A 21,498-nucleotide genomic window follows, 5' to 3' on the forward strand; every position below is an offset into this window, starting at 1 on the left:
AAAACCTCCAGTGTGGGTTCGATTCCTACTACCCCTGCCAACTTATTATGGCGGTCGTGGCGAAGTGGTTAACGCATTGGATTGTGGCTCCAACACTCGGGGGTTCGATTCCCCTCGATCGCCCCATAATATTCACATTTTAAATTATAATGAATATGATATGAATGGGCTATAGCCAAGTGGTAAGGCAACGGACTTTGACTCCGTCATTCGTAGGTTCGAACCCTGCTAGCCCAGCCATTTATGCGGAAGTAGTTCAGTGGTAGAATACAACCTTGCCAAGGTTGGGGTCGCGGGTTCGAATCCCGTCTTCCGCTCCAGTTTAATACGGCGGCATAGCCAAGTGGTAAGGCCAAGGTCTGCAAAACCTTTATTCACCGGTTCAAATCCGGTTGCCGCCTCCAAATGATTTGCCGGTGTGGCGGAATTGGCAGACGCGCACGACTCAAAATCGTGTTCCGTGAGGAGTGTCGGTTCGACCCCGACCACCGGTATCTGTAGGTAAAAACGAGTAAATTAAAAAAATGATAAAACACTCACAAATGTTGATATATAAATATTTGTGAGTGTTTTTTGTTTTGTGGAAAAAAAGGTAGGTTTTGAAATCATTTTCTTCATTTTTTAATAGAAAACTGCAATTGATTGGAAGCCGGAATAAATTCGATGGAGAAGCTTCTTAAGTGGAATTCTATAGGTTAATTAACTTTGGATCTTCTCGATTTCTTGAGTTTCAATGAAGTAAAATGAAAAATGAGTACCTTGAGGTATGAAATGATACTAAAACGGTGGATTTTTCTAGTCTTTTATGAAAACGCTAATTCCTCCCACACTGTCATTGTTCTTAGCTTCTTCAAGTCGGCTTATGAGCTCACCGCTTTCAATATCCGCTGGAGTAACCCCATTTACCATTATGAGCATCCCATCATTTTCAGCGTATAAGTCATATTTGTTAAAAATGCAATCATTGTTTATAAATGCCTTATGTGCATCGGTTAAAACTTTTGCGATGCCTTCTAATGAGCTATCACTTAAATCAAGTCGAATGGTAACCTCTGCTTTCATGGGTAAAGTTCTACTAAACTTCATATCAAGTTCTAAAACACCATTAGAATTTTCATATTCATCTTTATCGTACAACACCATTGTAGTATTATTCTCAAACCCTAGTTCTCTAGCAACGATATTTTTTGCAAGAACAGAATACTCATCTGAAAGCCTTTGTAAGGTGTTAAATTTCCCTATAACATAGGTTTCATAATCATCCCGTAAAATTTCACCATCACGATAATAAATATAAAATTTTGTATCTATACTTGTTTTAGATTCAGCCCTTGCCGCATATGATCCATCTTTAAAGTTATAACTTGCTTTTTGTAATTCAAGATCTAAGGAGGAATAGTTTTGTTCTACATATTGTTTTATAGTCTTATTGGCAAATGATGCTGAAATTGGATTGCCGACAAAAGAATTTGTAATAAAAAGTATCCCCCCAATAAGTGCTATTGCTAATGACCCTGCTATGATCTTCAATAATAACTTTTTCCGATTTTTCATTCTGATCACCGTTCTTTCTTAAATGTAAATTTTAAAAGGAGAACAAACTTCAAGTATCTATTTTTTGATTTGCTTAGGAAACCGAGGATGCGTCTGTTTTATTTTGAGGGTCTTTTGATGAGGGTTTGTTTTCTGTTTTGTTGCTCGCAAAATATTGGGATAAATACTCGTATCCGAATCTTGTAAGTCGGTCCAAATTTCGAATAGAGAGATAGGTAATTTCCCCATCTATTGCCAAATTCATTCGCTTTATCAGACCTTTTCGTAATCATTTAATCCAGAGCTAACATTTTCTATTACAATTGTATCATCAAACCTTTTTTGGCTCATCTTTTCAAGTATAATGTCAACTTGTCTTTTTAAGCCCATAGCTACACCTCCTTTTCTTTTATATTAGAATATTCATACGTAATGAAACGGACAAATTCATAGTGGGTAGTGCCTGTAACGGCCAAAATTTTTTCGAAGAATTCCCTTCGTTTATTTGATAATAAATATAATCGAATATTTTTATAGCTTCTGTTATCCCGTCTAGATCAGGGAGTCGTCCCAAAAAATTGCGATTCTCAGCTGCTATTTCGTAGTGTAATCCTCTTCTTTTCAATTCAGCTAATAATAAACTTACAAAGTCGAAAGTGACTATCGGGAGATTGGGAATTTCAAGTTGCCATCGTTCAGCTTCTTGCAAACCGACTAGGTCAGGTTTCACTAATGCGATTTGACGTGCTATTGCCTTCACAGAGAAGAAACATCATTCCTTCTAATACCCAAATCAAACACCTCCTTTTTGGCTGTTATAGTATATAAAGAATGATAAGAAAGGGAAGGCGCATTTAATTAAGGTTGCTACATATTTTTACTTTTTGGGGTCGAGTAGAGAGGAACCTTTCCAGCCACATAACTAGAATTGAGCGGGAGTCAGATCCAAAAATTCATGGGGTGCGACCTACTGATCCCATAGCCGATGAGTTCATATCGGGGAAAAATCACATGGCATAATCAACAGAAACTCGAATTAGAAAAAAATGGCGGAACGGCAGAACCGTCCCCGTGTTTCACTGTCACACTATGAACCTTTTGAAATATTTGCCTTTTACTATCTAATATGCCTATACTTATAGGTACAATATAATAAAATAATTCGACTAGGGGAGCATGGAATGCTGAGAGATAAAATTTTTATCGACCCTTTGAACCTGATCTAGGTAACACTAGCGGAGGGAAGTGGAACTGGTGCAATTTCACATGTAGCCAAAAATCATCCCTATAACTAGTGATGATTTTTTTTTGCACCCTATGTAATGAGGTGAGACCATTCTAGAAATCTTTTAAAAAACTTACTGACAACTCAGGTAAAACATGGCCTTTGACGAATCTATTATGATGAAAATTGAAAGGGGAAACGAACATGAGCAGCTTATTTACGGATCGATTATGGAAGCGAGTAGAACCAATTTGGAATTCTTATTTAGAACATCCTTTTGTTAAAGGGCTTGGTCAAGGTTGGTTAGAAAAAGAAAAGTTTAAACATTATATGAAGCAGGATTATGTTTATTTGATTGAGTATTGCCGCCTATTTGCTTTAGGAAGTGCGAAAGCGCGGGACTTAAAAACAATGACAACCTTTGCAAAGCTTCTGCATGGCACCTTGGATATGGAAATGGATCTTCATCGTGAATATGCAGCTCAATTCGGGATTTCCAATGAAGAACTTGAGGCAACGGAGGCTGCATCTACAACGACAGCGTATACAAGCTATATGCTAAATGTCTCGCAACGAGGTGGAGTGGAGAATGTGGTCGCATCCGTACTTGCGTGCGCATGGAGTTATAACTTTATCGGGAAAGAAGTGGCGAAATGGCCAGGAGCCATCGACCATGAATTCTATGGAAATTGGGTGAAAATGTACTCTTCTGATGAATTTACCGAGTTAGCCGAAGATTGTAAAAACCTAATAAATGAGATCGCAAGTGGAAAACCAGAGCATGAATTAGCTGAACTAGAAGAAATCGTTGTTAAAACAAGTTTATTTGAATACATGTTCTGGGAGATGGCCGAGAACATCGAGGAATGGCCGCTATCATTGAAAACGGAAGGACATTCAACCAAATAATCTATGCGAAAGCACAGCCCTTTTCTTATGGACAATTTGTCTATTAGAAAGGGGCTATTTTAATTGGTGACACCCATTTAAAAATCATGATTATTTCATTTGGCCTCCTTAAAGTCATTTTTCGAAAAAACTTCTCCCACCCCTGTCCTTTTTAAAGTTTTATCTCTATATAACGATTGGAAGAATATATAACTTAAGAGGGTGACATAAATGTGTGGTTGGGTAAAATTATCTCGTGATGTGATTGAGACGGAACTTTGGAAAGAGGTTGTGCCATTTCGTTTGTTTTTGTTGTTGGTTACGCAGGCAACAAGGGAAGATGGAAGAATGGTCAATGGCATGCGCTTGAAAAAAGGTCAATATATACGAGCCTATTCGAAGTTAGCGGAGGATCTTGGTTACCGTGAAGGAAGAGGCGAAAAGCTTTACTCAAAAAGTACGATTAAACGGGCGGTCGATAAATTAGTCAAGAAACGCTTGATTTTCGTAGAGGAGAGCAGTGTCGGAACGTTGTTTACGCTCTTAAATCTAGAACAGATTCAAAGGAGTGGGTTTGTTGATTTTTTTTGCTCTCTGTTTCGCGAAACGAAGGGAGAACCAACTGAAAACAAGGAAGAAACGAATAAAGAACAAAATCAAGAAAGAGAGCAGAAGGTTGAGAAAGAAGAGGATGCCCCGTCCACAATACCGCATGCAGATTCGAAGAACGAGGAACGAACTCGAAAGATTGAGGCAATGACTAAAAAGTTTATTGGGCTCCGGAAAAAAGGAACAAGCCTCTCAGCAACAGACCTCCTTTCACTTCAAAAACTTGCTGACCAGGAAGTACCACTGGAACAGCTGATGGCATGGATGGAAGAAATTCATTCGATTTATACCGGTGCCTCTCCACAACAGACCATCCACAGCATGAAGTATTACGAGGCCGCAATTTTCAGCCGGTTAGCTAAGCTTAAAGCAAAGAGTAAAAGCAACAGCCTCAGGGGTGAGACGTTAGATGAGCGGATGGCTCGGCTGGAACATCAAGGCAGGCTGTGATTGGGAGGGAAACGAATATGGAGAAGCATGAAGTATTGAAAATACTAGAACAAATTCAATCGATGTACCCTAATTTTAAAATTAGCGACGAAACGCTCCTCATTTGGATCAATATGTGTCGCAAAATGGAGTATTCCCAGGTGAACAATCGATTAATGGCTCATATCGCGAAAAGCCCGTTTCCCCCTGTGATTGCTGAGATTGCGGTTTATCGCAAAGAAGAGAATGACTTTCTCAACCAACTAAAACAATGGGAAAGTGAAGGGAGGGAGCGAATTGAACGGGACCAATTATCTGGACGATCCAAACCAGAGCCATGTTGGTTACTTAACTCATCACCACGAAGACTTGCTAGCAGCTGAGAATATGGTTCTTGGGGCGATTTTTTTAGAACCGGTCCTCATTTCTGAGTTGACTCTCGAACCGTTACACTTTTCGGTAAAAAGGAATCAACTGATTTTCCAAGCAATGATTGAGCTGAGAGAGGAAGCACGAGCGATTGACATGATTACGTTGCTCTATAAGCTCGAAGACGAGATAGAAAACATCGGCGGCGTAAGCTACCTAAGCAATCTCGCGGCATTTTGTTCAAGCGCAGCTCATATTGAGGATTACCAGCGACTTGTGCTCGAACAATATAAAGTTCGTGAACTTAAGCGGGTAGCTGCTAGCTTCTTAAACGAAGGCAGCATGGAAAAAGCAGAGAGTTTTTATCAGTCTTTTATTAAAATGCAGGAGCTTGGGCGGACGAACGGAACAACGAAGAAAGATCTGCTGATGGAAATCTATGAAGAAATGTATGAGGACCACGGTGATTTACAAGGTATACATACGGGCTTTGAGTCGCTTAATAAAATGACCGGTGGCTGGAACAAGGGAGATTTAATTATTCTGGCCGGTCGCCCATAGATGGGGAAAACAGCTTTTGCCTTAAAGCTAGCAATCAATTGCTGTAAAAAGGGGGGAGTAACGGATGTGTTTTCCCTCGAAATGCCAGAGAAACAGCTGGCAAAGCGGATTTTGAGTACGCTATCAGGCATCCATGGAGCCAAATGGAAAAATCCCTATCGGCTCTTTAATGAAGAGGATCAGAGACAAGCCAACCACGCCCTCGAAACCTATTACAAATGGAATCTACATATTCATGAACAATCCCGCCAAACAATCGCAGACATTCGTGCACAAATCCAAAAAACACGCCGAGAATTCCCTACTGAAGATTATCTTGTTGTGATTGATTATTTGCAATTGATTGCGATGACCGGGAAACATGATCGCCATGACTTGGCGATTGGTAGCATCACAAAGGAATTAAAACAAATCGCCAAACAATATCAAGTCCCAATCATTCTGCTCTCGCAGTTATCACGGGGTGTGGAACAAAGAATTTGACAAGCGCCCGCTCATGTCCGATCTCCGTGACTCCGGCAGCATCGAACAAGACGCAGACCTCGTCATGCTTTTATACAGAGAGGAGTATTACCAAAAAGATAACAGCAATAACAACATCATTGAAATCGATCTCGCCAAACACCGAAATGGACCCGTCGGGACCATGAAGCTGTTGTTTAATAAGGAGATTGGGGATTTTTATGATGGGGGCGGGGAGAGAGAAGGCGAATGAGAATAAGCCTTCGAGGACAACGGCCCCATGTAGTCATTGTGACGGCAACCACCACCCCCTTTCCGTGGAACATCGCTGTGAAACAAGATTATTCGGGGCGTCACTGTGACCGTTTGGAGGAGGCTTAAGAAAAGAACATTTAGGAGGAAACAAACAATGGATTTTATCAGAACTGAAGAACAAGAACTGTTGATTGTGCAAGAGAATGGGGCGCAAGATATCTTCCCGAAAATGTATTGAGACAAGCATACGAAAATCATGGTTTCTTAGGAGTAAGTGGAAGAAGAATTACTATTTCGTTAATGTATGAACGAATAGAAAGAAATGACAAATGTCGTATTCCTAGTACTTGTATTGGTGGAGGTATATGTATTGTATTATTAATAAACAACCCTAACGCATAATGTAAAGGAGAAACACCATGGAAATATTAGGGCTTATAGGTATCGTAGTCGCTATTGTATTAATTATCTATTTATCAATGAAAGGATACAGCATCCTTTTTGTAGCACCACTTTCTTCCATTGTTGTTATTGTAACAAATGGGATGGACTTTTTTTCATCTTTAGTTGGCCCAGATAACTCATATATGAGAGGGTTAACAAACTTTGTCATTAATTATTTTGCTGTCTTTTTACTAGGAGCTATTTTAGCGAAGTATATAGAGAAAAGTGGAGCAGCTCAATCAATTGCTCAAAAAGTGCTAAGTGCAACTGGAACAGATAAGCCTTTCTCTGTATTGATAGCTGTTTTTCTAATTGGTTCCATTTTAACTTATGGTGGTATTAGTTTATTTGTTGTGTTATTTGTCATCGTTCCACTTGCCAAACCATTATTTAAAGAATTAAATATTGCTTGGAATTTGATAACCATTCCAGTCATGCTCGGTATTGGTACATTTACAATGACTATGATGCCTGGTACTCCTTCGATTCAAAACGTCGTTCCAACAGCTTATTTAGGGACAACCGTAACAGCTGCACCGCTCTTGGGTGTGATTGGATCAGTAGTAGCCATTATATTTGGACTATGGTATATGAATTATGCATTAAACAAAAGTATCGCAAATGGAGAAACATTTGCAGATTATGATTCGGATACAAATACTACTAGTGACATAAGGACGGACATTCCATCGTTTTTTGTTAGTATACTACCAATGCTAGTATTAATTGTAATAATTTTAATCGGAAGCTCCTTTAAAGTACCAAACATTGTACTGATTGGGTTGGGAATAGCGATTCTTGTATCGGGAGTTTTATTTAATAAATATATTCCTAATCAAAAAGTGATACTCAACGCAGGCTCTGTTAATGCGATTTCTCCTGTATTCATGACATCTTCTGCTGTTGCTTTTGGGGTAGTTGTCACAAATGCACCTGGTTTTACAGCAATATCAAATTTCATTCTTAATATCCCTGGTGACCCACTTATCGGTTTATCTGTAGCTGCTACAGCGATGGCGGGTATAGCAGGATCTGCATCAGGTGGTTTAGGGATTGCGATGGAGGCTTTTTCAGGTCCATATTTGGAAATGGGTATGAATCCTGAAGTTATGCATAGAGTTTCCGCGATAGCATCGGGTGTATTAACGATTATGCCTCATGCAGGCGTTGTATTAACACTCTTAGCTGTAACAGGACTTACTCATAAAAATGGTTTTAAATATCAATTTATTTTAATGACAGCTGGTAATTTATTAGCGCTAATTGCTGCAGTTATAACAGCTATTATATTTTACTAGTATACAAGACTTTTTAGGTCGATTTAAAAAGATTCTAAAACCCAGAAACGTTGTTTTATCAATGTTTCTGGGTTTTCTTTGGCTAACACCAGGAAAGTATCAGGGCAACTACGCTTCTGTCTCCGCCCTTAGGGCTCGCCAATCGGCGAGTTTTCTTTATTTTTGTACATCACGATAATTAACTTGTTTTTCAAAATTGATGAACACTACTACATTATTACTAAACAAAAAAAGCCTCGTCTGTTAGACAGATGAGACTTCTTTGGCGCTTTCACCAGACTCCAAATAACTATTCAGTTTTCGTACGATTGTTGGTTGACTCACTCCTAATGCTTTTGCTGCTTTTCGTGTGCTTCCATAATAAAGCATTGCTTTTTCGATTAATTTTTTTTCTGTATTATATAATACCTCTTTTAAATTCCCTAGTTCTTCCTGATGATCAATTACATCCGTGCTGATCTCTTTAGGGAGATCGCTCTCTTCCAAAATATTCTTATTAGATAAAATTACGCATTTTTCAACTACATTTATCAATTCTCTTACGTTTCCTGGCCATGAGTAATGTTTTAGAGTGGCGATTGCATTAAATGAAAAAGATACTTTTTTGTTGTATTTTAAATTTAGTCTTTTTAAGTATTGATTAACTAACTGAGGGATATCTTCAGGTCTATCGCGTAGAGGCGGGATATTTATTTGAACGACATTCAATCGATAATATAAATCCGTTCGAAACTCCTCTTTTTTTAGTTTTTCTTCGAGATCATTGGCTGCGGAAATGATCCGAGCATCAATTTTTATCGTCTGAGCTCCACCAATTCTCATGATTTCTTGTTCTTGCAAAACACGTAAAAGTTTTGTTTGGAGCGGCAATGATAATGCAGTAATTTCATCTAGAAAGATTGTTCCGCCACTTGCAAGTTCAAATAACCCCTTTTTTCCTCCCTTTTTCGCTCCAGTGAAAGCACCAGCTTCATATCCAAACAGTTCAGACTCTAAGAGCTCAGATGGGATTGCGCCGCAGTTCACTTTGATATATGGCTTATCTTTGCGGCTCCCCTTTTCGTGCAGTACTTTTGCAAAGACTTCTTTTCCTGCTCCTGTTTCACCAATTATTAGCACAGGTGCATCGGTATCCATCACCTTTTGTACTTTGTTAAAAGCTTCGACCATCGATGGTGATTCAACCACATTGCCTTCGTCCCTTAACATCTTTATAAAGCTGTTATCAATTTCATTCGAACTGCATTTAGGCGTAAGAAAAGTTGTTTTTTTAATCGGGCGAGCAAGTTGATTCATACGATTTAAGTCCCTGCTTGTGGAAACGATATATTCTAATTCTCCTATAGAATTAATGACAGGCACCGCCGTTGTTAATAAACCAGTATTTCTTCGAGTTACTACTTGTTTGAGATCGAACTTTTTTCTGTTTCTAGATACGTGTCGAAAGCTCACTTCGTTAATAATCCCGTTGGTGACAAGAGTATTTGAAGATTTGCCAATAATATCTTTAGAAGTTATATCTAGATAATGTAATAGAGTTTCATTCGCATGGGTGATTATTCCTTTATTATCGACTATTGAGAATCCATCATCAGATGCATTCAGTAATTTGGCTACATTGTTAATATTATCATCTAAAACTTGACTACATACTTCTTTCACTCTCGAAATGTCTTGAATTAAGATATGAAATCCAAAGGGAGTTGGAATCACTTTAATAGATAAACAATAATTATTGATAAAAATCGTGTTATCTGAAAGAAAGTCTTCTACTAATACATCTGGAAGTACTTGATCAAAAGATTCATTTAACACTTCTCTCTTATTAATGTTCAACATTTCACAAGCTTTTTGGTTAATATCCTTTACGAGATCGTCAGCGATAATAATAATTCCATCCATATAACTATTAAATAACGAGTTATTTAGCACAGAGTAACTGGGACTTAATATCATATAATAAACCTCCATTCAAAATAACAATTAATTTCCGCTCTAAAAATATAAAGTGCTTTCATTATTAGTTTAAACGATTTATATGATGATTTAGTGATACACATTTGACTCATTAGTGACTCATTAGTGACATTTTATAATATATAAAAATAATTTTCCGGAAAATGATTTCGTTCTGTATCAATAAAAATAGTAAAACTCGGTTTACCCTGATAATAGATACTCATTTGAATCACCGCAGGTTCTTTTATGTAAAACACGATACATACTTGTATCTATGATCAATAATTTAATGTTGGATAAACCCAATTGTTTCTGTAAAAACGCTTGTTTATCACTCCGAAAGGTATTGGCACGAATCATGCATGTATAGTTAGTGTAATAAAAAATGCTCAAAACATAGGAGGAAATACAAAATGGAATTCGGTAACCCTTTAAAAGGCGTCAAAGTAGTTGAACTATCAACCTATGCTGCAGCTCCTGCCGCTGCACGTATTCTCGCTGACTGGGGAGCAGAGGTTATTAAAATCGAAGGCCCTGCACCAGATCCGATTCGTGGATATAGCGTAAGCATGGGTATGCCAAACACTAGAGAAGAAAGCCCGATCCACCAATTTGAAAATGCTAACAAAAAAGGCATTGCACTTAATTTGAAATCTCCTGCAGGTATGGAAGCATTGCATAAGCTTATTGAATCCGCTGACGTATTTATTAGTAACACTAGATTACAATCATTGACAAAGCTTGGCCTTGATTATGAAACATTACATGCAAAGTATCCAAAGTTAGTTTGGGCTCATGTTAGTGGTTTAGGATCGGAAGGACCTGAAGCAAGTAAACCTGGTTTCGATATTACGGCTTTCTGGTCAAGAAGTGGTGCGCTTCTAGATGTGACCCAACCTGGTTATGCTCCAAACAACTCCCCATCTGGTGCGGGTGACCATACGTTAAGTCTGGGCTTGGCTGCCGGTATTTTAGGTGCTTTATTTAAACAGCGTAACACAGGTGAAGGGGAACGAGTTTCTGTATCCTTGCTTGGTACAGCGACTTGGGCATATGCGATGATGGTTTTATCTACTCAATATGGTGACGAATACCCGAAATCTCGTACAGAACCAAATCATCCGCTCATGAGTTCTTATCGTTGTAAGGATGGCGAGTGGTTCATGCTGACAGTTATCGAATATGGACGTTTCTATGAAACAGTTTGTAAAGTGTTAGGTCTTGAACACCTTATCGATGATGCTCGATACAATACTTTGGAAGAGGTTAAGAAGCGTAGACCTGAAATGGTTAAAATGATGGATGACGCTTTTGCATCTCAAGACTTACAGTATTGGGTCGACCAATTCACTGCTAATGATGTACCTTGCGAAAGGATTAGACACTTTGCTGATGTGCATAAGGACCCTCAAGGCTGGGCAAATGGTAACCTTACTAAATTTAAATTTGAAAGCGGCAGAGAAACAGTTATCCCTTGCTCACCAATTCAGTTCTCTACAAATGTAGCGCCACCATGTGAGAGGGCACCACATTTTGGAGAGCATAATGCAGAAGTTCTTAGTGCGCTTGGCTATACTGATGCAGAAATCGAAGAAATGTTCAACTCTGGGGCAATCTTTGCAGACAAGACTCCAGCACTAGTTTAATAATAGTTATAAAACGCTCCCCTGTTTACTTTTAAGCACGATGAATGACGCTCTATCTTGTGATGATTATCACAAGATAGAGCGCAGCGGGGCTGAAAAATTATGGTTACTCAAAGATTAGGAGGACAAAAATGGATTACCAAAATATTAAGTATGAAGTAAAGGATTCTATTGCTTACATTACGATGAACCGTCCTGAAGTACTCAATGCGCTTAATGCTGCGTTGCTTACAGAACTCCGCCACTGTGTGGACACGATGTATAAAGACGTCCGTTCAATTAGTGGTGTGATTATTACCGGTGAAGGCCGTAGCTTTGTGGCAGGTGCTGATATTAGTGAACTGTTGGATGAGGTTCCTGGTAAAAGTCCTAGTGTAAGCGAACGTTTCATGGACGGTGTAGAAGAAACCTATCAGACTTTAGCTTTGTTAGAAAATTATCCTCGTCCTGTTGTAGCTGCGATAAATGGTTTTGCTTTGGGTGGTGGTTGTGAACTATCATTAGCTTGTGATTTCCGTATTGCGAGCACAAAAGCGCAATTGGGCTTGCCTGAAGCGACTTTAGGATTGCTCCCAACCTATGGGGGAACTCAACGCCTACCTAGACTAGTTGGTATAAGTGTTGCTAAAGAATTGATTTTCACTGCACGTAAGGTCAAAGCTGATGAAGCGAAAGAAATTGGGCTAGTAAATAAAGTCGTGGAGCCAGAAGAACTGATTCCGGCAGCGGAAGAATTGATTCGTACCATTGCTAAAAATGCTCCGCTTTCAATAAAGTATGACAAAATCGCGATAAACAAGGGCATGCAAATGACTTTAGAAGAAGGATTACGTTTGGAAAAGGCATTAGGCGGTCTAGCGATCGGCAGTGAGGATGGTAAAGCTGGAATTGCCGCATTCTTAGAAAAGCGTTCACCAATCTTTGAAGATAAATAGAATTTCCATGATCGCATTTTATCGTAGACTCGAGACTCCTTGCTCTACGATAAAATATCATTGAGCTTATGTGTGCTCCCTTTTCTGAAGGGGATGTAATAACGGGCAGCTCGCCCCTATCAACTGTTAAAAGGTTAACTTTATGTCTTAAGGTGGGGGCTACTGCCCGCTAGTATTGCATATTACCTATTTTACACACTCCTTGGTAAGATGCATGAATAATGAAGTAACCTCAAAACTTTTCACTAGTTATTGAAATTTCCGAAAGAATCGATTATCTAGTTAGAAGGTTTAGATTTTGTGATTTTTGAAAGATAAGTATAATTTAAGTTTGAAATTTGCACTTGAAATAATAGCAATTATTGTCTACTTTTGAGAAATTAGGTGAACGATATGTTTGGTATAATTGTAGGTTTAATACTACTTGTTACTTTATCTTATATTGGCTGGTCCATTATTTGGGTGGCGCCATTATCAGCTGGTGTGGTAGCATTATTGGCTGGAATAGACTTTTTTGACGCATACACAAATACGTATATGGCTGGTCTTGTTAGCTTCGTCAAGAATTGGTTTCCACTTTTCTTATTAGGAGCCGTATTCGGTAAATTAATGGAAGCTACCGGGGCTGCTAAAGCAATTGCTGTAAAGGTATCTCAAATAATTGGTACTAAGAGAGCCCTTCTTGGAGTTTTGATCGCTACATCAGTATTGGCTTATGGTGGAGTCAGTGTCTTTGTTATCGTGTTTGCGATTTTTCCAATCGCGCTTGAATTATTCCGTGAAGCGAATATCTCAAGGAATTTGATTGTTCCTACCATCATGCTTGGGCTTGGTACTTATGCAATGGCTTCTATACCTGGGTCACCTCAGATACACAATCTAATCCCAATGCCATATTTTAATACGACCCCTACTGCTGCACCTGTTATTGGGATTGTGACGGCATTAATTATGGCTGTCGGTGGTTATCTTTTCTTAGTCTATAGTGAGAAAAAACTTACTGCTAAAGGACAAGGGTTTAAAGAACCAGAATCAAATGGCAAGGAAGCTCAACAAAATGGAGAAAAGAAAGTTCCAAACTGGATATTATCTTTAATCCCGCTGCTACTGGTCATTATTTTCCTTAACGTTGTGAAAGTAGAAGCTATATATGCTCTTATGGTCGGGATTGTTGGCAGTATGCTTTTAAATTTAAAGGATTGGAAGCAATTCATTCCCGCTATAAACGGGGGTGGTGCGGGTTCGGTAATGGCTATTTTAAATACTAGTGCCGCTGTTGGTTTTGGTGCTGTTATTGCAGTAGTCCCTGCGTTTGATTATATCACTACTTGGTTATTTGAACTTTCCAGTAATCCATTGGTTTCGCAAGCACTTTCTGTCCAACTTATGGCAATGATCACAGGTTCTGCTGCAGGTGGTTTGGGAATTGCGCTTACTACTTATGGTGAAACCTTTTATCAAATAGCCATATCAACGGGAATAAATCCAGAAGTTTTTCATAGAGTGTCTGCTGTGGCTTCAACTGCAGCCATTCTTCCTAACTGCGGTGCATTATTAACGATGTTGGCGGTAACAGGGTCGACGATGAAAGAAACATATAAATATGTATTTGTTATAGGACTACTCATTCCTACTATCGCAATGTGGGTTGCTGTTATCATGGGTGTTATGGGATTCGTCTAAAACACTTCAGTTAAAAATCATATAGTAAAGCAAGCCTTTTCGTCGGTTTCTGTTTGACGGAAAGGCTTTTTTAAAAAGATAAGCGTATAATTTTGGGTCTACCACAGTCATTCGTTTCTGTTGTATTTTCGTTATATGGAGACTAACATTTTTCGATAAACACCAACATTGGGAAGCTTTTAAAAGAAAACACGGTGCTAAAATACGTCCCATTGTAACCAAGGGTGATTGTGGGGACATTAAGCTTTTTGTGTGTGAAGGCTGTCATGATGTTCGAAAAGTTCCGTATCGATGTAAAGGTCGTTTCTGCACAACTACTGAGGGTGTTCTGTAATCTTCACGATTGATGAAGGGTTAAGAGACGTGTTTCTTGGCATAAAATGAGTCCACGTTCAGCCATTCAAGGTGAAGTTGCTTAAGCGTTTGTAAGTTTTGGCATCGGAAATTTTAATCCTAGTACTGGGTAAAAGCACTTGGATTTTTCCGGAAGAGGTCATTTATAAACATTTGACCGAAGAGATTTGTAGGCTTTTTTAACCGATAATGCTGGTAACGCGTTTTTTAATCCAAGTACTCGTATTAAAAACACCAAATTTCCTTAATATATTGCTAGTACTCGTAATAAAACGCTCTAAAATGAAGGGTTAATCCGAGTACTAGCAATAAAATGAGGTCAGAAGGTGGATATAATCCCTGTACTAGCAATAAAAAACGGCACAAAATCGGTTTAATCCAAGTACTAGCAAAAAAACACCCTTAAAATCACGGTTTATCCATGTACTAGCAAAATAAACATAACGAATTGTATGAACTATCAACCTCTTTAATTCGAGTACTGGGAGTAAAAAGCCAAGCCCTTCATTCACACAATCAAACGAGTTGTTAATTAACCATAGAGAACTATGTAAGTGGTACGTTTATTTTTTGAAAAAATCATTCATGTCCTCCTGTGAACATATTGCGGTTTTCCCTTATACCCGAAGAAACGTTAATTTAACTAGGAATATATAACATTCGATAAAAGGACCGGGCGGTTTTTGCCCGGTTTTTCTTATGTTCTTAGAATTTATCCAATTTTTTCTTTTATGCTGATGAATTGGGATTCCCGCTTTGTGGATGTCTTGTAGCAATTATTTAGCATCAAATATAACTGGGCCTAAAGTCCAAAAAAATTAAATTTTGCGAAATAAAATAATTTTACTATTCAAAAAAGTGTGGTACACTATGAATTACAAAAAGTGTGACAAAAGTTACACTTCGTAAAAAAGTTTTCGAAAAATAATAAAATTCTCGTTATATAAAACAAGATCATACTCCTTCAAAATATATTTGCAGCGACAAGCATTGTGGAATAGTGGAACAAAGGAGCGGCAAAGTTTTTCCTTTATCAAAGGATTTACTTTATCGCAGATTAACTGGCAGTAATACCACCCACTTCAAGACATCAGGTCAACTAGTAAGAATAAATATGGGGTAAACTGCCAGTAAATGCCCGATTGGCTCAACTAACCATCAGCGGGGGATGAAGAACCCCCCTCTGATGGAAGTTTCGCTTTATAAATTTATAAAGAAAAAATGAATGAAACAAGGGGTGAACAAAATGAGGGTGGGAACTAGAGTGAGAGTAAACAATCCATTTCAATTTACCAATCCATTGGAAGGGATCATTGTAAAAGAGAAAACAGCACCAAACGGAAAGAAGAGTTGCAAAGTACAGCTTCTTGATGAAACAGGAGCAATTTGGCTTATGGAAAATGAACTAGAAGCATTAAAGTGATTTTACTAGATGAATGAATCCGGCTGTTCCGCGCATTAGTGTGGAACATTTCTTTATATTTTTTCATCACTGTAAGTGTTGTATAATGAAGCTGAGGAAAATTGAGAGAATAAATTTTGTATTAGAAAACAAGGAATACGCTCATTTTTAGGGGGGTGATTCCTTTTTGTTTCTCTTAACGTTTATATCAATTTTAGAGATACTAATTTGAATCGAAATAGATTCCTTTAACCCGGAATCAAGTTATGAGTGATACACATTTGTATCATCTTGGAGATTTCCAATGATTTTTATGCTTAGAAAACATTTAAATTGTATATGAAACCCTACTAAGTTTAGGCTTAAAAGTCAGTAAAATAATTACAGAAGCCTCATCTGTTAGACAGGTGAGGCTTTTCTATAAAAGTTCATTTATTAGGGATGTAACGGGCTATAATCGTTGCATCCTTTTTATTATGCGTGAGATTATCGATCAAAAATGAATGGCTCAATAAGATGTTCACGCTTAAGTGAACAAAAATGAACAGTTTGTACGAGCAAAATTATACAGTAAAAATAAAAACCCTGCACTTTCAAGGGTTAAAAAGTTGGCATGATAGTTGCATTTATATTAAGTGTAGAACAAAAGAACATTTTAGGAGGAAAGAATAATGGATTTTAGCAGAACTGAAGAACAAGAACTGTTGATTGAAAGTGCAAGAGAATGGGTAGCGAGGTATCTTCCGGAAAATGTATTGAGACAAGCGTACGATGATCATGGTTTCCCAGATGAAGTATATAAATCGTATTTAGATGCAGGGTTCGGATTAATGGGTCTTCCTGAAGAATTAGGTGGAACTGAAACCGATGTTCAAACTTTAGTAGCTCTTGTAGAAGAAACATGTAGAGCAGCTGGCGGATCCCTTCCATTCTTTCTTAACACACTTACATTATGGGATATTGTTGAATTTGGTAGCCCAGAACAAGTGAAATTTGTAATGGATATCTATCAGGAAACTGGCAAATGTCCGATTTCAATTGCGATCTCCGAGCCAGGAGCCGGTTCTGATAATGGTTCAATGACTTCAACGATTAAGCGCTTAGGTAACGGAAAAGTAGTGATTAACGGTCAAAAAACATGGGTTACTAATGGTGAAATTAACCCTTACGTTCTAGTTATCGCAAAAGACGAAGATCCATCTCCAGAAAATAGAAGCATGTCGATGTTCCTTTTAGCTAAAGATACACCAGGATTGAAAACAGCTCCATTATCAAAAATTGGTCAAACAAGCGTTCCTTTCTGTGAAATGTACTTTGACAATGTTGAAGTAGACGAAAGTGCTCAAGTTGGTGAAACAGGAAAAGGTTTCATTAACCTAATGAAAAACTTTGAATTAGAGCGTTTATTTGTTGCGGCTCACAGCTTAGGTTTAGCAAAAGCAGCGATGGAAGATGCAGCAGCTTATGCAGGTGAAAGAATTGCTTTCGGACAACCAATTGCTCGCTTCCAACAAATTCAAGAAATGCTTACTGATATGGAAATTAAAATCCAGAACATGAGCAATCTATTATATAGTGCAGCTTGGAAGATGGATAATAACATGTCGGTACGTCTTGATAGCGCTCTCGTTAAACGCTATGTATGTAAAACATCTACTGAAGTTGCTTCAGATGCAATGCAAATCTTTGGCGGTCTTGGTTATACAACAGATTCAAGAACGAGCAGATTATGGTTGGATTGCCGTGGAAACCAATATGCCGGTGGTACAGATCAAATTATGGTTCATATTGCTGGTCGTCAAATTGTTAAAAAATACGCAAAATAATTTCATTGATATTCAAAGGATTACAGCCCTTTAAACAATTTATCATTTATTAATAGAAAGTTTGATGTTTTTAACTAGGCACTAAATAGAATCATCCTATATAGTGCCTCGTCTAAGACTAAAGTTTTATCAATGACGAGAGTAAATGATTTAAAAATATAGATATACTACTAATTTTGAGGTGAAATCATGAATATTGTTACATGTTTTAAAGTCGTTCCAGAGGAACAAGACATTACGATTCAGTCTAATGGGGATATTTCTTTCGATAAAGCGAAGCTAACTGTTAGTAATTATGATTTGAATAGTATTGAGGCAGGTGTCCAGCTTGTAGAAGCGAATGGTGGGAGTTTGACAGCATTAAGTGCTGGTACTACTAAAATTAATGATTCTAAATTAAAGAAAAATGTGTTATCACGTGGACCAGAAAGCTTATACCTTGTCGCAGATGACAGTTTAGACAATATGGATACCCACCAAACAGCTCAAGTCTTAAAAGCAGGCATTGAGAAAATTGGTAGCTATGATCTCATTCTTTGTGGAGAAGGTTCTGCCGATTTATATGCACAACAGGTAGGCGCTCAACTCGGACAACTTCTTAATGTCCCAACGATTAATAGCATAAGCAACATTTCAGTAGTTGACGGGAAAGTGACAGTAGAGCGTACGTTAGAAGATGAAGTAGAAACATTGGAAGTTCCATTGCCAGCTGTGATTTCTGTTACAGCAGATATTAATATGCCACGAATTCCAAGTATGAAACAAATTTTAGGAGCAGGGAAAAAACCTTCAACGGTTTTGACTGCAGAAGATGTAAGCTCGGCTAAACTTGAAAACTCTATTGAAGTTCTTGAAACGAAAGCTCCAGAACAAGTAGAGCGGAAACAAGATATTATTGAAGGTGACTCAGACGACGCTATTAAACAGTTTGTTGAAAAAATTGCTGTAGAATTAAAATAGGTGGGTGAAAAATAATGAAAATATTAGTATTTGCTGAGAAAACTAGTACTCTTATTGAATTAAGTAATGGAGCTCGTCAATTAGGCGATTGTGTAGAAGCCGTTGTGATTGGTGAGGTAGATCCAAGTTTCGCTGATAAAGTTTGGAGCATCCCTGCTCAAGCGGATGCAATGCTTGAAGATTATACTGAAACAATCGCTTCTCTTGTTGAGAAAGAAAAGCCAAATTTCTTATTAGTAGAGCCTACAAAGAGATGTAAGTTAATTGTAGGACGTTTGGCAGCGATGTTGGGTGCTAGTGTAATTACAGATGTCTCCGAATTAACGAAAGACGGAGAAGCTAAGCGTATGGTCTATGGTGGATCAGCCGTGCGTAAAGAAAAAGCAGCTACTGCTACAGCGATTGTTACAGTGGGTGCTGGCGTATTTGAAGAATCAGAAGCTGTAAAAGGTACTGGAGAAGTAGAAACAGTTGATTTCGTAGAACCTGCGTTCAAATTTAAAGTGATTGGGAAAGAACAAAAACCAAAAGCAAGCGTCGATTTGACGAAAGCAAAACGAATCGTTGGTGTTGGGCGCGGAATTGCTAAGGAAGAAGACTTGAAAATGATTCAAGATTTTGCAGCAGCTATTGGCGCGGAAGTAGGCTGTACTAGACCGATTGCTGACGCAGAAAAATGGATGCCGCATGAGACATATATCGGGGTAACTGGTTTAATGCTGTCACCTGATGTCTATATTGCTTTTGGAGTATCAGGTCAAACTCAGCATGTCGTTGGTATTAATCAATCTAAAACGGTTATCGCTATTAATAAAGACAAAAATGCACCAATTTTTAAATATGCAGATTATGGTCTCGTTGGCGATCTTTATAAAGTGGCTCCTGCCTTATCAGAACATTTTAAAAAAGTATTAGTTTAACAGTTTAATACATTATCCATATAACAGGTTGCTACTTTATAAATTGACACTTTAACAACTACACGACAGTGAAAAAAAGCGGAAAAACTCTATCTGGTTTTTCCGCTTCTTACTAATGAAGAGACCGAAAGGATGTTAAAAATGTCGGAGGAAAAATTTGATGCCATCGTCGTTGGTGGTGGAATTGCTGGTACGGTTTCCGCCTATTTATTAGCAAAAGAAGGATTGGAAGTATTATTAATTGAACGGGGTAATTATTCAGGTAGTAAAAATATGACTGGTGGGCGGATTTATAGTCATAGCCTGGAAAAAATTATGCCAAACTTTGCGGATGAAGCCCCAATTGAACGGAAAATCACCCGTGAAAAGATTAGTTTAATGACGGAAGAAAGTAATTTTACGATTGATTTTTATTCTGAAATGCTGGGTGTTCAAGGCAGTGATTCTTATTCAGTGCTACGTGGACCATTTGATCAATGGTTGGCGGAAAAAGCTGAAGATGCAGGTGTTAGCATCATTAATGGTATTCGTATTGATGATCTCATTATGCGTGATGGGAAAGTGTGTGGAGTTGTAGCCGGTGAAGATGAATTAGAAGCAGATGTAACGATTTTAGCAGATGGCGTGAACTCTCTGTTAGCACAAAAGTTAGGGTTCCGTGGCGAATTAAAAGCAAATGAAGTAGCTGTCGGGGCAAAAGAAGTCATTGAATTACCTGAAAGTGTAATTGAAGATCGGTTCCAGTGTAATGGAAATGAAGGGGCGGCTTGGTTGTTTGCGGGAACGCCTTCTGGCGGCCGTGTTGGTGGTGGATTTATTTATACAAATAAATCGAGCGTTTCACTTGGTGTCGTTAGTACATTAAGTGAACTTGTTAAAGGAGATGTCTCCGTTCCCCAAATGGTAGAAAACTTTAGAAACCACCCAGCTATTCAGCCACTTATTAAAGGCGGGAAATTGATTGAGTATTCAGGACATTTAGTGCCAGAGGCAGGTATTTCGATGGTGCCGAAAATTATCGGTGATGGTGTGTTAGTCGTCGGAGACGCGGCTGGTTTTTGTATCAATCTAGGGTATGCCGTTCGCGGGATGGACTTTGCGGTGGCATCGGCAGAATGTGCTGCGAATGCTGTATTAAAAGCGAGGGAAACCAATGATTTTAGCGAACAGTCCCTCAATTCATATCAAGACTTTTTGGATGCAAGCTTTGTGATGAAGGATTTGAGACATTATAAAAAATTCCCTCATTTCTTAGAGGAAACGCCGAGAATCTTTGATGGATATCCTCGTCTAGCTGCAGATATGATGGCACAGATGTTTGTTATGAATGGAGAGCCTGCTCAGCCATTAATGAAAAATATGATGAAACAAGTGAAGAAGGTTGGCGTCATGAACATCGCGAAAGATGCATTGAAAGGAGTCCGTTCACTATGAGCACAGTTAATGTCGATGAAAAACTTGGTGTAAATAAATTTCACGTAGATGAAGAAAATGCTCATATTGTTTTAAAGTCAGGAGAAATTGATCGAAAAGAATTCCGTAAGCTTGAGCTTGCCTGTCCTGTCGGATTATATAAAGTGGATGAAAAAGGCGATTTACACTTTGATTATGCTGGTTGTGTAGAATGTGGAACTTGTCGTGTACTATGTGGATCAACGATTCTGGAAAAATGGGAATATCCAATTGGAACAATGGGAATAGAGTTTCGCTGCGGATAACCCATAAATAATTGGGGTGACG

17 protein-coding genes, 5 tRNA genes, 2 pseudogenes and 1 riboswitch are annotated in these 21,498 nt (G+C 38.3%); of the genes and pseudogenes, 21 read left to right on the top strand and 3 right to left on the bottom strand.

Going from position 1 to position 21,498, the window contains the following annotated elements; translation table 11 throughout:
* The first annotated feature begins 50 nt into the window (after positions 1–50).
* The 5 genes from GNT69_RS20185 to GNT69_RS20205 all read left to right on the top strand — a co-directional run bounded on the left by GNT69_RS20185 (position 51) and on the right by GNT69_RS20205 (position 494).
* Positions 51–126 (top strand) — tRNA-His (locus tag GNT69_RS20185).
* Positions 127–165: 39 nt separating this feature from the next.
* Positions 166–240, top strand: a tRNA-Gln gene (locus GNT69_RS20190).
* Between the two features lie 5 nt (positions 241–245).
* Positions 246–320, top strand: a tRNA-Gly gene (locus tag GNT69_RS20195).
* Positions 321–329: 9 nt separating this feature from the next.
* Positions 330–404, top strand: a tRNA-Cys gene (locus GNT69_RS20200).
* Positions 405–412: 8 nt separating this feature from the next.
* Positions 413–494, top strand: a tRNA-Leu gene (locus GNT69_RS20205).
* A gap of 301 nt (positions 495–795) precedes the next feature.
* Here the strand turns inward: GNT69_RS20205 and GNT69_RS20210 are convergent.
* Positions 796–1,554 (bottom strand): YfjL-like protein, encoded by a 759-nt coding sequence (locus GNT69_RS20210; RefSeq protein ID WP_203556811.1) that lies wholly within the window; start codon positions 1,552–1,554, stop codon positions 796–798.
* Between the two features lie 388 nt (positions 1,555–1,942).
* Positions 1,943–2,293: an exonuclease/endonuclease/phosphatase family protein gene (locus tag GNT69_RS20215; protein WP_203556812.1), complete on the bottom strand. Its 351-nt coding sequence runs from the start codon at positions 2,291–2,293 to the stop codon at positions 1,943–1,945.
* Between the two features lie 398 nt (positions 2,294–2,691).
* Positions 2,692–2,794, top strand: a riboswitch (TPP riboswitch).
* A 168-nt stretch (positions 2,795–2,962) separates the two neighbouring features.
* Here GNT69_RS20215 and tenA point away from each other — a divergent pair.
* From tenA to GNT69_RS20240, 6 genes and pseudogenes are all read left to right on the top strand, one after another.
* Positions 2,963–3,667, top strand: coding sequence for a thiaminase II (gene tenA, locus GNT69_RS20220; protein WP_203556813.1), 705 nt, complete (start codon positions 2,963–2,965; stop codon positions 3,665–3,667).
* 210 nt (positions 3,668–3,877) lie between these two features.
* A complete protein-coding gene (locus tag GNT69_RS20225; RefSeq protein ID WP_203556814.1) occupies positions 3,878–4,705 on the top strand; it encodes a hypothetical protein in 828 nt (275 codons plus the stop codon).
* A 17-nt stretch (positions 4,706–4,722) separates the two neighbouring features.
* A complete protein-coding gene (locus tag GNT69_RS20230; RefSeq protein ID WP_203556815.1) occupies positions 4,723–5,067 on the top strand; it encodes a replicative helicase loader/inhibitor in 345 nt (114 codons plus the stop codon).
* 4 nt (positions 5,068–5,071) lie between these two features.
* A pseudogene (locus GNT69_RS20235) lies at positions 5,072–6,097 on the top strand (replicative DNA helicase).
* 13 nt (positions 6,098–6,110) lie between these two features.
* Positions 6,111–6,329 (top strand): DnaB-like helicase C-terminal domain-containing protein, encoded by a 219-nt coding sequence (locus GNT69_RS26300; RefSeq protein WP_275411265.1) that lies wholly within the window; start codon positions 6,111–6,113, stop codon positions 6,327–6,329.
* A gap of 421 nt (positions 6,330–6,750) precedes the next feature.
* Positions 6,751–8,073, top strand: coding sequence for a GntP family permease (locus tag GNT69_RS20240; RefSeq protein WP_203556816.1), 1,323 nt, complete (start codon positions 6,751–6,753; stop codon positions 8,071–8,073).
* A 243-nt stretch (positions 8,074–8,316) separates the two neighbouring features.
* Here GNT69_RS20240 and GNT69_RS20245 read toward each other — a convergent pair whose 3' ends face one another.
* The gene (locus GNT69_RS20245; RefSeq protein WP_203556817.1) at positions 8,317–10,029 is read right to left on the bottom strand and encodes a sigma 54-interacting transcriptional regulator; all 1,713 of its coding nucleotides are present in this window, start codon (positions 10,027–10,029) and stop codon (positions 8,317–8,319) included.
* A 416-nt stretch (positions 10,030–10,445) separates the two neighbouring features.
* On the opposite strand from GNT69_RS20245, the gene GNT69_RS20250 reads away from it, so the two are divergent.
* The 10 genes and pseudogenes from GNT69_RS20250 to GNT69_RS20290 all read left to right on the top strand — a co-directional run bounded on the left by GNT69_RS20250 (position 10,446) and on the right by GNT69_RS20290 (position 21,476).
* Positions 10,446–11,678 carry a CaiB/BaiF CoA transferase family protein gene (locus GNT69_RS20250; protein WP_203556818.1) on the top strand — a complete coding sequence of 411 codons (1,233 nt, stop codon included), beginning with the start codon at positions 10,446–10,448 and terminating at the stop codon, positions 11,676–11,678.
* Positions 11,679–11,809: 131 nt separating this feature from the next.
* Positions 11,810–12,613 (top strand): enoyl-CoA hydratase/isomerase family protein, encoded by an 804-nt coding sequence (locus GNT69_RS20255; protein ID WP_203556819.1) that lies wholly within the window; start codon positions 11,810–11,812, stop codon positions 12,611–12,613.
* Positions 12,614–13,006: 393 nt separating this feature from the next.
* Positions 13,007–14,296: a GntP family permease gene (locus tag GNT69_RS20260; RefSeq protein ID WP_203556820.1), complete on the top strand. Its 1,290-nt coding sequence runs from the start codon at positions 13,007–13,009 to the stop codon at positions 14,294–14,296.
* A gap of 124 nt (positions 14,297–14,420) precedes the next feature.
* Positions 14,421–14,668: pseudogene (locus GNT69_RS26305) on the top strand (IS91 family transposase); the annotation flags it as partial.
* Between the two features lie 1,228 nt (positions 14,669–15,896).
* Entirely contained in the window at positions 15,897–16,073 is a 177-nt protein-coding gene (locus tag GNT69_RS20265; protein ID WP_203556821.1) for a hypothetical protein, read from the top strand.
* 650 nt (positions 16,074–16,723) lie between these two features.
* Positions 16,724–17,878, top strand: coding sequence for an acyl-CoA dehydrogenase family protein (locus GNT69_RS20270; RefSeq protein ID WP_203556822.1), 1,155 nt, complete (start codon positions 16,724–16,726; stop codon positions 17,876–17,878).
* Positions 17,879–18,067: 189 nt separating this feature from the next.
* Entirely contained in the window at positions 18,068–18,838 is a 771-nt protein-coding gene (locus GNT69_RS20275) for an electron transfer flavoprotein (protein ID WP_203556823.1), read from the top strand.
* Between the two features lie 14 nt (positions 18,839–18,852).
* Entirely contained in the window at positions 18,853–19,758 is a 906-nt protein-coding gene (locus GNT69_RS20280; RefSeq protein ID WP_203556824.1) for an electron transfer flavoprotein subunit alpha/FixB family protein, read from the top strand.
* 141 nt (positions 19,759–19,899) lie between these two features.
* The gene (locus GNT69_RS20285) at positions 19,900–21,192 is read left to right on the top strand and encodes an FAD-dependent oxidoreductase (RefSeq protein WP_203556825.1); all 1,293 of its coding nucleotides are present in this window, start codon (positions 19,900–19,902) and stop codon (positions 21,190–21,192) included.
* Positions 21,189–21,476, top strand: coding sequence for a ferredoxin family protein (locus GNT69_RS20290; protein WP_203556826.1), 288 nt, complete (start codon positions 21,189–21,191; stop codon positions 21,474–21,476). Before GNT69_RS20285 ends, GNT69_RS20290 begins: the two co-directional genes overlap by 4 nt.
* The last annotated feature ends 22 nt before the right edge of the window (positions 21,477–21,498 follow it).

The sequence above is a fragment of the Bacillus sp. B15-48 genome (assembly GCF_016879755.1).
In the GTDB taxonomy this organism is placed as follows: Bacteria; Bacillota; Bacilli; order Bacillales; family Cytobacillaceae; genus Mesobacillus_B.

What these genes read in the sequence shown, in the direction of transcription:
- GNT69_RS20260 (WP_203556820.1), top strand. Translation starts at nt 13,007, where the DNA reads ATGTTTGGTATAATTGTAGGTTTAATACTACTTGTTACTTTATCTTAT.
- GNT69_RS20280 (WP_203556824.1), top strand. Translation starts at nt 18,853, where the DNA reads ATGAAAATATTAGTATTTGCTGAGAAAACTAGTACTCTTATTGAATTA.
- GNT69_RS20250 (WP_203556818.1), top strand. Translation starts at nt 10,446, where the DNA reads ATGGAATTCGGTAACCCTTTAAAAGGCGTCAAAGTAGTTGAACTATCA.
- GNT69_RS20245 (WP_203556817.1), bottom strand. Translation starts at nt 10,029, where the DNA reads ATGATATTAAGTCCCAGTTACTCTGTGCTAAATAACTCGTTATTTAAT.
- GNT69_RS20255 (WP_203556819.1), top strand. Translation starts at nt 11,810, where the DNA reads ATGGATTACCAAAATATTAAGTATGAAGTAAAGGATTCTATTGCTTAC.
- GNT69_RS20240 (WP_203556816.1), top strand. Translation starts at nt 6,751, where the DNA reads ATGGAAATATTAGGGCTTATAGGTATCGTAGTCGCTATTGTATTAATT.
- GNT69_RS26300 (WP_275411265.1), top strand. Translation starts at nt 6,111, where the DNA reads ATGTCCGATCTCCGTGACTCCGGCAGCATCGAACAAGACGCAGACCTC.
- GNT69_RS20230 (WP_203556815.1), top strand. Translation starts at nt 4,723, where the DNA reads ATGGAGAAGCATGAAGTATTGAAAATACTAGAACAAATTCAATCGATG.
- GNT69_RS20270 (WP_203556822.1), top strand. Translation starts at nt 16,724, where the DNA reads ATGGATTTTAGCAGAACTGAAGAACAAGAACTGTTGATTGAAAGTGCA.
- GNT69_RS20265 (WP_203556821.1), top strand. Translation starts at nt 15,897, where the DNA reads ATGAGGGTGGGAACTAGAGTGAGAGTAAACAATCCATTTCAATTTACC.
- GNT69_RS20225 (WP_203556814.1), top strand. Translation starts at nt 3,878, where the DNA reads ATGTGTGGTTGGGTAAAATTATCTCGTGATGTGATTGAGACGGAACTT.
- GNT69_RS20290 (WP_203556826.1), top strand. Translation starts at nt 21,189, where the DNA reads ATGAGCACAGTTAATGTCGATGAAAAACTTGGTGTAAATAAATTTCAC.
- GNT69_RS20285 (WP_203556825.1), top strand. Translation starts at nt 19,900, where the DNA reads ATGTCGGAGGAAAAATTTGATGCCATCGTCGTTGGTGGTGGAATTGCT.
- GNT69_RS20210 (WP_203556811.1), bottom strand. Translation starts at nt 1,554, where the DNA reads ATGAAAAATCGGAAAAAGTTATTATTGAAGATCATAGCAGGGTCATTA.
- tenA (WP_203556813.1), top strand. Translation starts at nt 2,963, where the DNA reads ATGAGCAGCTTATTTACGGATCGATTATGGAAGCGAGTAGAACCAATT.
- GNT69_RS20275 (WP_203556823.1), top strand. Translation starts at nt 18,068, where the DNA reads ATGAATATTGTTACATGTTTTAAAGTCGTTCCAGAGGAACAAGACATT.